The sequence below is a fragment of the Amycolatopsis azurea DSM 43854 genome (assembly GCF_001995215.1).
Classification (GTDB): domain Bacteria; phylum Actinomycetota; class Actinomycetes; order Mycobacteriales; family Pseudonocardiaceae; genus Amycolatopsis; species Amycolatopsis azurea.
On record NZ_MUXN01000027.1, the window covers coordinates 417,505 to 431,071 of the forward strand.

General features: G+C 70.0%; 11 protein-coding genes and 3 pseudogenes. 6 read left to right on the forward strand and 8 right to left on the reverse strand.

Annotated elements, in window-relative coordinates; all coding sequences use genetic code 11:
* Positions 1-214 precede the first annotated feature (214 nt).
* The 4 genes and pseudogenes from B0293_RS42835 to B0293_RS36890 all read left to right on the forward strand — a co-directional run bounded on the left by B0293_RS42835 (position 215) and on the right by B0293_RS36890 (position 3,447).
* A pseudogene (locus B0293_RS42835) lies at positions 215-1,062 on the forward strand (IS5 family transposase).
* A gap of 78 nt (positions 1,063-1,140) precedes the next feature.
* The gene (locus B0293_RS36880; RefSeq protein WP_143254725.1) at positions 1,141-1,452 is read left to right on the forward strand and encodes a hypothetical protein; all 312 of its coding nucleotides are present in this window, start codon (positions 1,141-1,143) and stop codon (positions 1,450-1,452) included.
* Between the two features lie 438 nt (positions 1,453-1,890).
* Complete coding sequence (locus B0293_RS36885; RefSeq protein ID WP_005151615.1) at positions 1,891-2,319, forward strand: cupin domain-containing protein; 429 nt, start codon at positions 1,891-1,893, stop codon at positions 2,317-2,319.
* Positions 2,320-2,322: 3 nt separating this feature from the next.
* The gene (locus B0293_RS36890; RefSeq protein ID WP_005151613.1) at positions 2,323-3,447 is read left to right on the forward strand and encodes an LLM class flavin-dependent oxidoreductase; all 1,125 of its coding nucleotides are present in this window, start codon (positions 2,323-2,325) and stop codon (positions 3,445-3,447) included.
* Here B0293_RS36890 and B0293_RS36895 read toward each other — a convergent pair.
* The 8 genes and pseudogenes from B0293_RS36895 to B0293_RS44525 all read right to left on the reverse strand — a co-directional run bounded on the left by B0293_RS36895 (position 3,417) and on the right by B0293_RS44525 (position 11,822).
* A complete protein-coding gene (locus B0293_RS36895; protein ID WP_005151607.1) occupies positions 3,417-4,475 on the reverse strand; it encodes a P1 family peptidase in 1,059 nt (352 codons plus the stop codon). The two genes, B0293_RS36890 and B0293_RS36895, sit on opposite strands and share 31 nt — an antisense overlap.
* Positions 4,465-5,079, reverse strand: a pseudogene (locus B0293_RS44510) (LLM class flavin-dependent oxidoreductase); the annotation flags it as partial. The gene B0293_RS36895 and the pseudogene B0293_RS44510, both read right to left, overlap by 11 nt.
* A 28-nt stretch (positions 5,080-5,107) precedes the next feature.
* Positions 5,108-5,515 (reverse strand): annotated as a pseudogene (locus B0293_RS44515) (ABC transporter substrate-binding protein); the annotation flags it as partial.
* 30 nt (positions 5,516-5,545) lie between these two features.
* Positions 5,546-7,195 carry a dipeptide ABC transporter ATP-binding protein gene (locus tag B0293_RS36910; RefSeq protein WP_005151601.1) on the reverse strand — a complete coding sequence of 550 codons (1,650 nt, stop codon included), beginning with the start codon at positions 7,193-7,195 and terminating at the stop codon, positions 5,546-5,548.
* Positions 7,189-8,040 carry an ABC transporter permease gene (locus tag B0293_RS36915; protein ID WP_005151599.1) on the reverse strand — a complete coding sequence of 284 codons (852 nt, stop codon included), beginning with the start codon at positions 8,038-8,040 and terminating at the stop codon, positions 7,189-7,191. The genes B0293_RS36910 and B0293_RS36915 overlap by 7 nt, the downstream gene beginning before the upstream one ends.
* A gap of 5 nt (positions 8,041-8,045) precedes the next feature.
* Positions 8,046-9,002, reverse strand: coding sequence for an ABC transporter permease (locus B0293_RS36920; RefSeq protein WP_005151598.1), 957 nt, complete (start codon positions 9,000-9,002; stop codon positions 8,046-8,048).
* A gap of 93 nt (positions 9,003-9,095) precedes the next feature.
* Positions 9,096-10,037, reverse strand: coding sequence for an alpha-L-rhamnosidase-related protein (locus tag B0293_RS44520; RefSeq protein WP_005151597.1), 942 nt, complete (start codon positions 10,035-10,037; stop codon positions 9,096-9,098).
* A 21-nt stretch (positions 10,038-10,058) separates the two neighbouring features.
* Positions 10,059-11,822: a family 78 glycoside hydrolase catalytic domain gene (locus B0293_RS44525; protein ID WP_456061845.1), complete on the reverse strand. Its 1,764-nt coding sequence runs from the start codon at positions 11,820-11,822 to the stop codon at positions 10,059-10,061.
* A 142-nt stretch (positions 11,823-11,964) separates the two neighbouring features.
* Here B0293_RS44525 and B0293_RS36930 point away from each other — a divergent pair, with 142 nt between their 5' ends.
* Both B0293_RS36930 and B0293_RS36935 read left to right on the forward strand, forming a co-directional pair.
* A complete protein-coding gene (locus tag B0293_RS36930) occupies positions 11,965-13,038 on the forward strand; it encodes an LLM class flavin-dependent oxidoreductase (protein ID WP_005151591.1) in 1,074 nt (357 codons plus the stop codon).
* Positions 13,039-13,112: 74 nt separating this feature from the next.
* Positions 13,113-13,511 carry a winged helix-turn-helix transcriptional regulator gene (locus B0293_RS36935; RefSeq protein ID WP_005151589.1) on the forward strand — a complete coding sequence of 133 codons (399 nt, stop codon included), beginning with the start codon at positions 13,113-13,115 and terminating at the stop codon, positions 13,509-13,511.
* Positions 13,512-13,567: the final 56 nt, after the last annotated feature.

Sequence of the window (13,567 nt, forward strand, 5' to 3'; positions counted from 1 at the left end):
ACGGCTATCGCCGACGCTGTAGTAGCCGCGCTGGCCGCGCATCGGCACCGGCTCGCCATCCACGGCGGGCGGATCAGCGAGCCAAGCAGCTCGACGGCGCGGCGCCCGGGCTCAGCGAAAGAGGCTGGACACGGTGCCGCGACCGCGAGCACCGTCCGAGTCCGGCCGCGCCTGCCGCTCGTCCTTTCTGGACTGCTTTCATTGCTGCAACTGTGTGGTCACCCAGCGGGCAGCTTATGCTTCCTCGCTTGCGGAGGTTGAGCTTCCCCCTGTTCGCCGGACACGGTGTCCGGACAACAGGGGGAAGCTCAATGAGCGGACTGGTGCGCCGTGGCGTGACCTTCCTGAACAGTATGGGTCCTGGAAGACCGCGCATGAACGGTTGCGGAAGTGGACCGCGGACGGGACCTGGGACCGGATCCTGGAGCACGTGATCGTCAAAGACGACTCACTCGGGACACTGGAAGACAACGTCGAGTTCGTGGTCAGTGTCGATTCCACGAGCGTCCGGGCGCATCAGCACGCCGCGGGCGCTCGGAAAAAGGGGGCTGCGCGGACTGGATCGAAGACCTCGCCATCGACGGCGAATGCCTCGGACGATCACGCGGAGGACTGACCACCAAGCTCCACCTGGCCGTCGACGCCGCGGGCCTGCCGCTGGCGGTGATCCTCACCCCCGGCCAGGCCGGGGGCAACCCGCAACTGCTGCCACTGCTCGACGAGATCCGCGAGATCGACGTGGACGGGCAGAGGGTGCGGGTGGGGCGGGTGCTGGCAGACAAGGCCTACACCCACCCCAGCACCCGCAAGGCGTTACGGGAACGGGGAATCAAGGCCACCATCCCCGAACGCGCCGACCAGATCGCCCGCCGCACAGCCAAAGGCAGCGCGGGCGGCAGGCCACCGGCATTCGATCCCGACCTCTACAAACCCCGCAACGTCGTCGAGCGATGCTTCAACCGCCTCAAACAGTTCCGGGGCCTGGCCACCAGATACGCCAAACGAGCCGCCTACCACCGCGCCGAGATCATCCTCGCCTGCATCATCCTCCACCTCAGATGAAGATCCGCAGGACACGCCCTAGCCGTCGAACTACTCAACCATGCTCTCAAGCGGCACCGCTCCACAATCACCGAGCAGGTGAGCGAACCAGCGATGGCTTGCTCCATCGACGGCGACGAGGCGATCCAGATTGCCCCCACATCGACTGCGAAGCCCACCATCGAGATGAACGCAGAGGAACGCATGTGGGCGCGCTACCTGGCTGAACAGAACGCGGGGCGCACACCGACCGGCGCTGATCTCGACCGGATCGCAGGCACCCACAACTACGGGCGCCGCATCCTCAGGAAATGGCGCGACGAAGGACTCCTCCGGAGCACGTCCACCTCCGAAGTAGTAGTTGAAGGAAAGCATCAGACTTCGTCGGGACGCTGCGTGACGACCACGTGACGTGACGGCTTTGATGCGACCGTCGACCTCATCAAAGCAGTGCTGGCGCCGTCCGCCGCAGCGGACGCGGCCGATGCGGACGGTCCCCGTCTACTCCATGGCCAAAGCGAGCGTCAACAACCTGACCCCTCGCGATGGAACTGGGACCCCTCGGGCTCACAGGGAACGCCATCGCGCCCGGCTGAACACGGACCGACATGAACGCCGCCGTCCGCGAGAATCTCGAACTGGTCGCGGAAATCGAGACGAGCGGCTACAAACTCTGACGGCATCCGAGGGTGCCCACCGTTTGGACACCCGCGGTACGTGATTGACAGCATCGGCGCCTGTGCCGTTCGGTAGAAGAACATTTACTTTGCAGTGCAAGCATTCATCCATTCGAACCAACGGCGCCCAGCAGAAATCACGAAGTGGTGCCGGCGAAAGGATCCTTCCCCGATGACCGACCTCTGGCACCAGCCGCTACGACACATCCGGGGCGCCGACCTGACCGGCGACACCAACCAGACGAGCGGGATGCGGCGGCTGGAAGCGATCTCCGGCAAGACCGTCGGATCACAGAAGGTCTGGATGGGTGAAACGCACGTCGCGCCGGTGACCAACTCCGGTGACCACCACCACGGTGAGGCCGAGACCGCGATCTACGTCAAGTCGGGGCATCCGGTGTTCGTCTTCGCCGACGGTGACAAGGAAGTCCGGCTGGAGACCGGTCCAGGGGACTACATCTTCGTCCCACCCTACGTGCCACACCGCGAAGAGAATCCCACGGACGAAGAGGCTGTCGTCATCATCTCGCGCAGCAGCCAGGAAGGCATCGTGGTCAACCTGCCGAGCCTCTGGTCCCCAGTCGACGTTCCTGAGGACTGACTCGTGGCGACGACCGGCCCCGCAATCCCGCTGTCCGTACTCGACCTCGTACCGATCAGTTCCGGATCCGACACGGCGGAGGCCTTGCGCAACACCGTCGAGCTCGCCCGGGCGGCCGAACGCTTCGGCTACCACCGCTACTGGTTCGCCGAGCATCACCTTAATCCCGGCGTCGCGGGCGCGTCACCGCCGGTCTTGATCGCCCTCGTGGCCGGTGCCACCACCCGGATCCGATTGGGGTCCGCAGGGGTCCAGCTGGCGCATCGCACTCCACTGGCGGTCGTCGAGGAGTTCGGCCTCATCGACGCACTCCACCCCGGGCGGCTCGACCTCGGGCTCGGCCGCAGCGGAAAGCAACTCGTCCGCGAGTACGCCGAGACAGCCGGGTCTGCTCCGCCCGCCCAGCCGGCCAACGGTTTGCTGATCCCGGACCGGCCGGACTTCAGCGGCCTGGCCCGCTCGGCGCGGATCGGCTTGACCTTCGGGCTCCTTCAACAGCCGGGCGCCGAGTCACCCGACTACAGCGAACAGGTCGGCGACATCCTCTCGCTGCTCGGCGGCACTTACCGATCGGCCGAAGGGCTGGAGGCGCATGCCGTACCCGGCGAAGGCTCAAGCCTCGAGATCTGGGTCCTCGGCAGCAGCGGTGGCCAGAGTGCGGCAGTGGCAGGCCGCAACTCCTTGCGCTTCGCCGCGAACTACCACGTCAGTCCTTCTGGCGTCCTCGAAGCTGTCGAGGCTTACCGGCGGGCGTTCCGGCCGTCGGCGGCGTTGCCCCGGCCGTATGTGGCCGTCTCGGCCGACGCCGTCGTCGCCGAAGACGACGCCACGGCTCGTGAACTGGCCAGTGGCTATGGGCTCTGGGTGCGCAGCATCCGCCGAGCGGAGGGCGCGATCCGCTTTCCCACCTCTGAAGAAGCCGCGGCTCACCAGTGGAGCGACGAGGACCGCGCCCTCGTCGCCGACCGTGTCGACACCCAGTTCGTCGGATCCCCCGCGACGGTGGCGGCGGGCCTGCGGCAGCTGCGGGACGCGACCGGCGCCGACGAACTCGTCGTCACCACCGTCACACACGACCACGCCGACCGTGTGCGGTCCTACGAACTCCTTGCCGAGCACTGGCGATAGAGCTCTTCGTACGCGGCGATATGCCCCCATCCGGTGGTGACGGAGCGCGCGGAGAGCACTGCGTGGACGATGGCGCGGGCGAAGGTGCTCGACGCCGCCTCGAACAGTTCGGGAGTCGCTCCGGTGGGTGTCGCTCCTGTCGCGACCGCGAAGATCGTGTCGCCGTCCGACACTCCGTGCGCGGGGCGGACCGCTACAGCCAAGCCGTCCTGGGCCGCGCCCGCGAAGCGATAGGCCTCACCGGAGCCGAGGGTCGCGCTGGTCGCGACCACACCGATCACCGTATTGAGCGGTGTCCGGACAGCGCGTTCCCGCGCCGAAGCCGCGAGACGCTCACTCGCCGCGGCCAAGGCGTCCGGGCTCGGTGTGGTGAGGGCGAACTCCGCCCAGGGCACGGCTGCGCCACCTCGGCGCCGGGCGGTCGCACCCAGCGGGAAGCCGTAAGGCAGACCGCTCGCGGGGTCGACCGCGGGGTGGTGGGAGTTCAGCGCGACGAGGGCGGCGACGATCGTGCCGTCCGGCAGCACCGCGCTCGCGGTCCCGATACCGCCCTTCATCTCCGCGCTCACGGCACCGGTGCCGGCGCCGACGTTTCCCTGTTCGACAGCGCCCACGCCGACGGCCGCGGCGAGGACGGCCTCAGTACCCAGTTCAGCGTGCGGCCGGGCGTGGAAATCCCCGCCGCGTCCGAGGTCGAACAGCGCGGCGACGGGCACCACGGCCGTCGCGTCCGGGCGGTTCTCGGTCAGCCAATCCAGGACTCCCCCTGCTGCAGCGAGGCCGTAGGCACTGCCGCCGGTGAGGGTGATCGCGCCGACCTGGGGAACGGGATGCCGCGGGTTGAGCGCCGCCGTGTCGCGAGTGGCCGGGCCTCCACCGCGCACTTCGACGGAGGTGACCGCGCCCGGCGGCACCAGGACCACGGTCGTGCCGGTCAGCGCGCCCTGCCCGGCACGGGTGGCGTGCCCGACGCGGACACCCGGGACGTCGGTCAGCGCGTTGTGCTCGCCCGCGATGTCAGAAGCCATGAGCTGGTCCGTATCTCGAGGTCGGCCGGGGAAGGCCGAGATGGTCACGCAAGGTGGTTCCCTCATATCTCGTCCGGAACAGGCCCCGGCGGCGCAAGAGGGGCAGGACCAGCTGGACGAAGTCGTCGAGAGTACCCGGCAGATAAGGAAACACGAGCGTGAACCCGTCGGCCGCCGGCGCGGTGAACCAGCGCTCGATGTGGTCGGCGATCTCCAACGGCGAGCCGACGACAGTGCTGGTGTCGTCGTTGATTTCCGCGGCCAACTGCCGGATCGTCGAGCCACGTTCGCGCGCACGGAGATAGACCTCGAGCCGGGTGCTTTTCGACTGGTTGGACTCGGGAAGATCCGGCAGGGGCCCGTCGAGCGGGAAACCGGTGAGGTCGAAACCGCCGAGCAGATAGCCCAGATGGGCCAAGGCCACCTGGGGCGGCATCAGCCCGCGCAGCGCGTCGCGTTTCGCCTCGGCGGCGGCGCGTGTCTCCCCGGTGATGACCGAAAGGGCGGGAAAGACCTTGAGTTCGTCCGGATTCCGGCCGAACGCCGCGGCCCTCTCCTTGATCTCCGCGTAGAACTCGGTGGCACGGGCCAGATCGCGCTGTCCCGAGAAGACGACTCGCGCTCGAACCGGTCGTCTTGGCCTTGTTCGCGACGATGTCGTCGAAGTTGTCCTTGACCACCTGGGCGGTCAGCGGAGTGCCGTCGGAGAACGTGACTCCGGGCCGCAGCTTCAGCGTGAACTCGGTGGCGTCGGTGTTGGCCTCGTAGGAATCGGCGAGCCACGGCACGGCCTTCTTCGCGGCGGGGTCGAGCGCCAGCAGCGAATCGACGACGGGCCTGGCGACCTCGCGCACGAGCGGCGTGACCGCGCGGGGGTTGAGGCTCACCGGGTCGCCACCGAGCGCGATCGTCAGCGTCCCGCCGGGCTTCGGTGGCCCCCCGGCGTCGGAGCCACCGGCGGCGGAGCCGCTCCCGCAGGCGGTGAGCAGCAGGGCTCCCGCCGCGATCACCGTCGCGAGCCGCGACCTTCTGTTGAACATTTCGGTGCTTCTCCTCGGTTTCACGGCCGTTCAGTGACGGCCTGGGATGGCGGCGAGCAACTCCCGTGTGTAGGTGTGCCCGGCGTCGGCGAAGATCCGCGCAGTGGGGCCGGTCTCGACGAGCCGTCCCCGGTGCAGGACACCCACGTAGTCCGCGAAATGCCGGACCACGGCCAGGTCGTGGGAAATGAACAGGTAGCTCACGCCCAGTTCGGCCTGCACCGCGGCGAGCAGGTCGAGGATCTGCGCCTGGATCGACACGTCGAGGGCGGAGACCGGCTCGTCGCAGACGACGAGTTCCGGGTTGAGCACCAGCGCCCTGGCGATCGCGACCCGCTGACGCTGCCCACCGGACAGCTCGCCGGGACGGCGACGCAGCGCCGCGGACGGCAACGCGACCAGGTCGGTCAATTCCGCGGCCCGGCGCCGTCGCTGGGAACGGGTACCGAGGCCGTACGACGCCAGCGGGTCGGCCACGATCTGTTCGACCGTGCGCCGGGGATCCAGCGACGCGAACGGGTTCTGGTGAACGATCTGCACGCGCCGCCGCACCGCCCGCAGCTCCGCGCCGCGCGCCCTGGTGATGTCCTTTCCGCCGAGCAGCACCCGGCCCGCGGTCGGCGCGGCCAGACTCAGCACCAGTCTGGCGATCGTGGACTTGCCCGAGCCGGATTCACCGACCAGGCCGAAAGTCCGGCCGGTGGGAACGCCGAAGCTCACGTCGTCCACCGCTCGGAACACCCCGGATCCCGGCAGCGGGAACTCCTTGACCAGCCCCTCGACGCGGACGAGGTCCCCGTCGCGGACAGGCGTGGTGTCCGGCCCGGCGCCGAACGGGTCACCGGACGCGCCACCGGGTCTGGTGGTCAGCTCGACCTGCCGTCGCGGGGCGTCGGCGAGGCTGGGGGCGGCCTCGATGAGCGCTTTCGTATACGGATCACGGGGATCGGTGAGGACTTCGCCGGGTGTCCCCCGCTCCACGATCGCGCCGTCCCGCATCACGAGCAGGCGGTCCGCGCGTTCGGCCGCGACGCCGAGGTCATGGGTGATCAGCACCAGCCCGGTGCCCGTGGCCTGGATCAGCTTCCCGATGTGGTCGAGGATCCGGCGCTGGACCGTGACGTCGAGGGCACTGGTCGGCTCGTCGGCCACGATGAGCCGGGGCCGCCCGGCGATGGCGATCGCGATCAGCGCCCGCTGCCGCATCCCCCCGGACAACTGCGCGGGGTAGCGCCGGGCTTGGATCTCCGGATCGGGCAAGCCCGCCTCGGCCAGGAGTTCCACGGCCCTCGCGCGCACGGTGCGCCGCCCGGCCGAGCCGGACAGCGACAAGGCTTCGGCGACCTGGGTCCCGATGCGCTGCACGGGATTGAGGGAAGTTCCCGGGTCCTGGGGGATCAGGGCGATCTCGCGGCCCCTCAACGCGCGCCGGCGTCGCGGGGCCAGCGTGGTCAGCTCGGTCCCGGCGAACCCGACCCGGCCACGCGTCACGCGTGCCGACCGCGGCAGCAGGCCGAGCACCGCGAGCGCCGTGGTCGACTTGCCGGAGCCCGACTCTCCGACGATCGCGACCGTCTCCCCCTCGTCCACGGTGAAACTCACCGAGTCCACCGCGCGCACCGGGGTACGCCGGGCGTGGTACTCGACCACGAGGTCCGCCACCTCCAGCAAGCTCACCACGGCTCACTCCCGCCCTTGTCGAACACGAGCGAAACCCGGTTGGCGGCCAGCACGGTCAGCGCCACCACCGCCCCCGGCAGCAGGGACAGCCACCAGGCGCTGCCCAGGAAGTCGCGTCCAGACGAGACCAGCGCGCCCCACTCCGGAGTCGGCGGCTGCGTACCGAATCCCAGGAAGCTGAGCGTGGTCACGCCGAGGATCGCCATACCGAACAGCAGCAGGGTCAGCACCCACACCGGTCCCATCGCGTTCGGCAGCACATGCCGCAGCACGATCCGCGACCGCCGCGCCCCGCCGATGCGGGCCGCCTCCACGAAGTCGCTCCCGGCGATCCGGAGGACTTCGGCGCGCATCACCCTGGCTGTGCCCGCGATCGCGGTGACCCCGATGGCGATGGCCACGTCGATGGTGCTTCCCTTGCCCAGCACCGAAACCAGCATCAGGGCCAGCAACAGTCCCGGGATCGCCAGCAGAACGTCGACCAGCCGCATGAGCGCCAGATCGACCACACCACGCAGGAACCCGGACAACAGGCCCAGCGTCACCCCGGCGCCGAGCCCGATGAGGGTCGCCAGCACCGCGGCGGGCAGGGTCCGTCCCGCGCCGTGGACGGTCTGGGCGAACAGGTCACGGCCGAGCCGGTCGGTGCCGAAAGGATGGTCAAGCGACGGCGGAAGCAGCCGGGCCGCGGTGTCGATGGCGAGCGGGTCCCCCGGCGCGAACACCGACGGGGTCACCGCCGCGACGACCACGAGCAGCAGCCAGGCCGCCGACAGCACGAGTCCGGGACGCCACGGCACGAGGAAGGTCCGTGGCCGCGCCAAGGTGGTTTCGGCGATCGCCATTCCGGTCACCCCCGTCCCGCGAGCGGCACCGGCCGCCGCTCGACGCCCAGCCGCGGATCCAGCACCTGGTACAGCACGTCGACGACGAGGTTGACGACCACGAACACCAGTGCGCCCAGCAACACGACTCCTTGCACCACCGGCAGGTCCTCGAAGGACACCGCGTTCTGGGTGACCTGGCCGAGTCCGTTGCGGGAGAACACGACTTCGACCACGATCGCGCCGGTGAGCAGGCCACCGGTCAGCAGCCCGGCGATAGTCAGCGCCGGCAGCGCCGCGTTGCGCAGCACGTGCCGGACGTTCACCCGGAACGGCCCGGCGCCCTTGGCGCGCGCCACGTCCACATAGCCGCGGCCTTGTTCCTCGGTCATGCTCTTGGCCAGCACCTGGGCGATCAGGGCCGCGGGCTGCAGCGAGAGGGTGAGCGCGGGCAGCACGAGCGAGTTCCAGCCGTCGCTGCCGATCGCGGGGAAGAGGTTCCAGGAGAAGGCGAACCACTGCAACAGCAGCAATCCCACGACGAACGACGGGACAGCCACGCCGAGCGGCGGCAGGCTCAGCAGCGTGTGCCGGAGCCAGTTCCGGCGCGTCACCGTGGCCAGGACCGCGAATCCGGTGCCGAACACCAGGCCGAGTACCAGCGCCGTGCCCGCGAGCGCGGCGGTCGGCGGCAGCGCGCCGCCGATGAGGCCGGTCACCGGTTCACCGGACTGCAGCGAGCGGCCGAGGTCGCCCTGCAGCGCGTCGGTGAGCTTGTCCAGGTACTGCACCGGGACCGGCCGGTCGAGGCCGAGTTCGTGGCGCAGCCGGTCGAGCTGTTCCGGCGTGACGCTGTTGGTCGGGCCCGCCATGATCGCGGCCGGGTCGCCGGGCAGCGCGAACAGCACGGCGAACGAGAGCGTGTAGGCCGCCCAGAGCACGAAAACGCCCTGCAGCACTCTCCCGAGCAAATACCGCCCCATCGATCCGAAACCTCCTCCGCCGATCGGCCGACCGGCTCCGATTAGTTCATCCGCGCTGCGGGGAAACCACGGCGAGAACCCCTGTCGGGACCCCTACCCCACCCCTGCATCCGGTGCGACACCGGCGAAACCGTGCGTACCCGGACCGGCTTCGGCGCGGGTGCCGTCGGGCAGCACGACGTCCGCGGTCGTCCCGGGCGGCACGATGACCTCCAGGGAGAACTCGCCGCCGGCGATCCGCCAGGACACTTCGATGGCGCCGTACGGGCTTTCGTAGCGCGCCTCGGCCCAGGTGATCCCGCCACCCGGGCGGGGCGCGACGGTGAACCGGCGGTAGGCCGGGATCTGTCGGTCCAGCCGGATCCCGGCGATGAAGCCGTGCAGGAACTCCACGACACTGGCCCGGGTCGGCAGGTTCAGCGCGAGCCGGATGGAGCCGTCGGCGCCGATCCCGTCCCATGACTCCCAGAACGTGGTACCGCCGCGTTCCGGCACGGACATCCACGACGGGGTGCCGCGCTGGAACAACAGCTCGTAGGCGAGGTCGAGGTGACCGTTCTCGGCGAGGGTCGGCAACAGCAGGTGGGTCGCGGGAAGGCCGGTTCCCGGACGCGTTCCGGCGTCGCGGATCAGCGCTGCCAGCCGGGCCGCCGTACGCCCGCGCAGTTCCTCGGGCACCAGTTCGAAGGCGAGCGCCCGGACATAGGTGGCCTGCGTGGGGTCGGCCAGAGTGCCGTCGGCCGCGACGAACTCCTTCTGCCAGGCCGTGCGCACCTCCGCGGCGAGCCGCCGGTAGCGCCGCGCGTCCTCGTCGTGGCCGAGGATCGCCGCGATCCGCGCCAGGAGCCGGGCCGAACGATGGAAATACGCCGTGGCGAACACCCCGTGGTCGCGCGCGGACATTTCCTCGACCACCGCCGCGGTGAACTCGTCGAGGTCGGTGATCTGTGTGAGATTCCGCCTTCCCAACGTCGCCAAGGGCTTGGGCGGGCCCGGTTCGAGGTGCTCGCCGAAGTGATAACCCGTGTCCCACAAGAACTCCTCGTGTGGCGCGGGCTAGGGACGGGCCGACCGGCGGGCCGGATGCCGGTTCTCCCGTGCTACCCGCGCCACTCGTTCGACCCAGGCCGTCATCGACGCGTACTGCCGCGACAGGACCTCCTCGTCCCCGTAGGCCCGCCAGATCTCCCACGGCACCGAGACCGCCGAGTCACCCCAACCGGCCTGTCCGTGCGGGATGGCGAACCGTGCGGTCAGGCTGCCGGGGCCGAGCGGATCCGGCGCGTAGTTGCGGACCGTGCCGTCCGGCCACTGGTCGGCGGCCAGGTCGGCGAGCCATTTCACGCTCAGCCCCGACACGTCGTGCAGCAGCCGCGCGCCGCGCACGTTGTATCCCCAGTCGGTCCAGCCCGACGTCTCCCGGGTGATCTCGGCGGTCGGGACGTCGCACTCCTGATTGCGATAGGTCCAGAACGCGATCTCGTGCAGCCGGTTCACCCGCTCGTCGCTGCACCGGAACCACCCAGTGCGCAGCAGGTCCGAGCTGACCGCGACCGCGGTCACGTCACCGGGAGCGATCTCCCCGGGGTGACCGTCCACGCGCAGGTACCGGAAGCCGTGCCGGGTGTGCCGTGGTTCGAAGACTTCGCCCAGCTCACCCGCCGAGACCACCCGGTCGCCTTGGATCCCTCGCGGTGGCGAGTACCAGCGCAGGGTCGCCGTCCCGCCCGCGGTGTCGACGTCCCCGTCGGGGCGCAGCGCTTCGGCATGGGTCAGCCGCAGCGTGGTCCCGCGCGGGCCGAGGTTCGCCAGGCGCACCCAGCCCGCCAGATTCTGCCCGAAATCGATGATGTGCCGGTCCCGCCGGAGACGGGTGACCGACAAGGCCGGCAATTCCTGGACCCGGCGCACGGGCGGTGCCGGGGACGAGACCAGCCGCGCCGCCACCGCAGGACGCGCGGCGACCGGCGCCCACTCCCCCGGCACGTCGCCCGGCAGGGTCCAGCCGGTGAGCTCCTCGCGCAGATCCGCCTCGACGCCGTCGAAGAAGTCCGCGCCCCGGACCGCCCCGGCCGCCGACCGCCAGCCCGGCCCGGTGCCGAACACCGCGGTGGTCCCGTCCTCGTAGTCCACGTGCAGTTGTGCCAGCAATGCCGTGCGGTCCCCGAAGCCGTCGGGCAGGCGGTGGTAGGACGTGCGGCCGCGGTACCAGCCGTCGCTCAGGATGGCGCCGAAAACGACCTCGCCGGGCTGCAGGAGCCCGGTCACGTCGTGGGCCTGAACGTGCAGGTGGTCGCGGTAGGCGGTGAGTCCCGGCGACAGTTCCGCGTCGCCCACGCGTTCACCGCCGAGGAACAGCTCGTAGATCCCGTGCGCGGTGGCGTACACCCGGGCACGGGCCACCGGGCCGGGAAGGGTCACCGTGGTGCGCAGGTGGTAGGCGGGGCGGAAACCCGGCGGCGGGACCTCGGTCTCCGCGGGCCCGATCCAGGACGCGACCCAGTCCTCCGGCGCGAGCAGTCCCGTCTCCCAGGTCAGCGGCGCCGACCAGTCGCTCGTGCCGAGTTCCGTGCTGACCCGCACGGCGCACCGCACCCGCTCGCCGGAGACCGGCGGGGGGCCGCCGTGCGCGCGGAAGAGGCTCTGATCCGAGCCGATCCAGCCGGTGTCCCACTCCCGGCCGCCGGCGTCTCCCCGGATCCGGTAGGCCCGCTGTTCCCGGGAGCCGTCCGGGAGGCGCCAGCTCACCCGCGGGCTCGGTACGGTGATGCCCGTCGGAACGGCTCGGTACTCGACTCTCAGATCGCTGGGCGCGTTCACCCTTGCCCCTTTCCGGCTCGTCTGTCGCGTCGAGGCTCACACGAGCACCGGTGGTAACAGCAATGTGCCTTCTTCCCCGCGGGACGACGGCGTCCTACATTTCCTCCGTGGCATCAGGTGAACGGCGAGCAGATAGTCCACTGTGGACGAGCAACACGGCGAAGGGACGGTTCCGGCGGTGAAGTTCTACGGCTTGGCACCGATCCGGTACCTGGATTCGGCCGGTGGCGGCGAACATGACGCGACGCGGGCCAGTTTCGAGTTCACCGTGGCCACGGCGCTGCGGCTGGAGGAGCTCGGCTTCGACGGGTTCGGTGTCGGGGAACGCCATCACTGGCCGTTCCTGTCCAGCGCGCCGCCGGTGGTCCTCGCGCACCTCGCGGCGCTGACCACCCGCATCCGGCTGTTCACCGGGGTGACCGTGCTTTCGGTGCTCGACCCGGTGCGGGTCGCCGAGGACTACGCGACCGTCGACCACCTCAGCCGGGGCAGGCTGGAGCTGATCGTCGGCAAGGGCGCCGGACCGGGCGGGGAGCTGTTCGGCCTGCATCCGGCCGAACAGCGGCACGCTCTCGCCGACAACTTCCGGCTGCTGCACGAACTCTGGAGCGGGACCGATGTCTCCTGGCCCGCCGTGCGGCGCCCGGAGCTCACGGGAGTCACCACGCTGCCGCGGCCGCACGACGGCCGCCGCCCGCGGATCTTCCATGGGAGCTCGTCCTCGCTCGACTCGGTCGCGCTGGCCGCCGAGTACGGCGACCCCGTGGTGTTCTCCAACGCCGGTGGGACCAGTGAGAGCGCACGCCCCTTGGTGGAGCACTACCGCGCCGAATGGGCCCGGCACGGGCGGCCCGCCGATCAGTTGTTCACCGGAGCGGGCACCCCGGGATTCCTGGTCGCCAAGACCTCCCAGGCGGCGATCGAGATCTACCGGCCGGTGTACGAGAGCTACGCGGCGCTGCAGCGCGGGTTCGGCGGGCAGCCTTCGCATCCCAGCGTCGAAGCGTTCATCGAGCACTCCCCCGCCTTGGTGGGCAGCCCCGAGCAGGTGATCGACAAGGTGCACCGGCAGCACGAGATCTTCGGGCATTCGATCTCGGTGTTCAGCGTCGACCCGGACGGGCTGGCGGAAGAGGATCACTGGAACTCTCTCGACCTGTTCGCCTCCGAGGTCGCACCCGTTCTGCGCACCGCGCTGCCGGATCCGCCGGCCTGACCAGTTCGTGAGACGGCTTGTCCCACCGGCCGAACCCGTGTGAAGCTTCGGGCTCCCCTCGGAAAGGGAGCTCGATGCCAGCTGTATCCGGTCTGCCCGACGACGTCGAACCGGGCGCGTGCTCGGCGTTCCGTACCGCCCTCGACCGGGTCGGCAGCAAATGGGGCATCGCGATCATCGCGGTCACCAGCGGCGGACCGGTCCGGTTCGCGGATCTGCACCGCGCCGTACCCGGCATCAGCAGAAGGATGCTGACCCTCACGTTGCGCACCCTCGAACGCGACGGTCTCCTGATTCGCACCGTGTACCCGACGGTGCCACCGCAGGTCGAATACGCGGCGACCGATCTGGCCAAGGACCTGTTCGCTTCGACGCGCGCGCTTTCGGACTGGGCCGAGCACAATCACGAACGCCTGGAAGCCGCGCGTTTGGCCTACGACAACGACGAGGAATCCGCACGCCAGTACCATTGACGCTTTTCAACGGGCGAGCGATTAGGGGTATAGAGGGGTCCTTCGCCCGGGCCGCT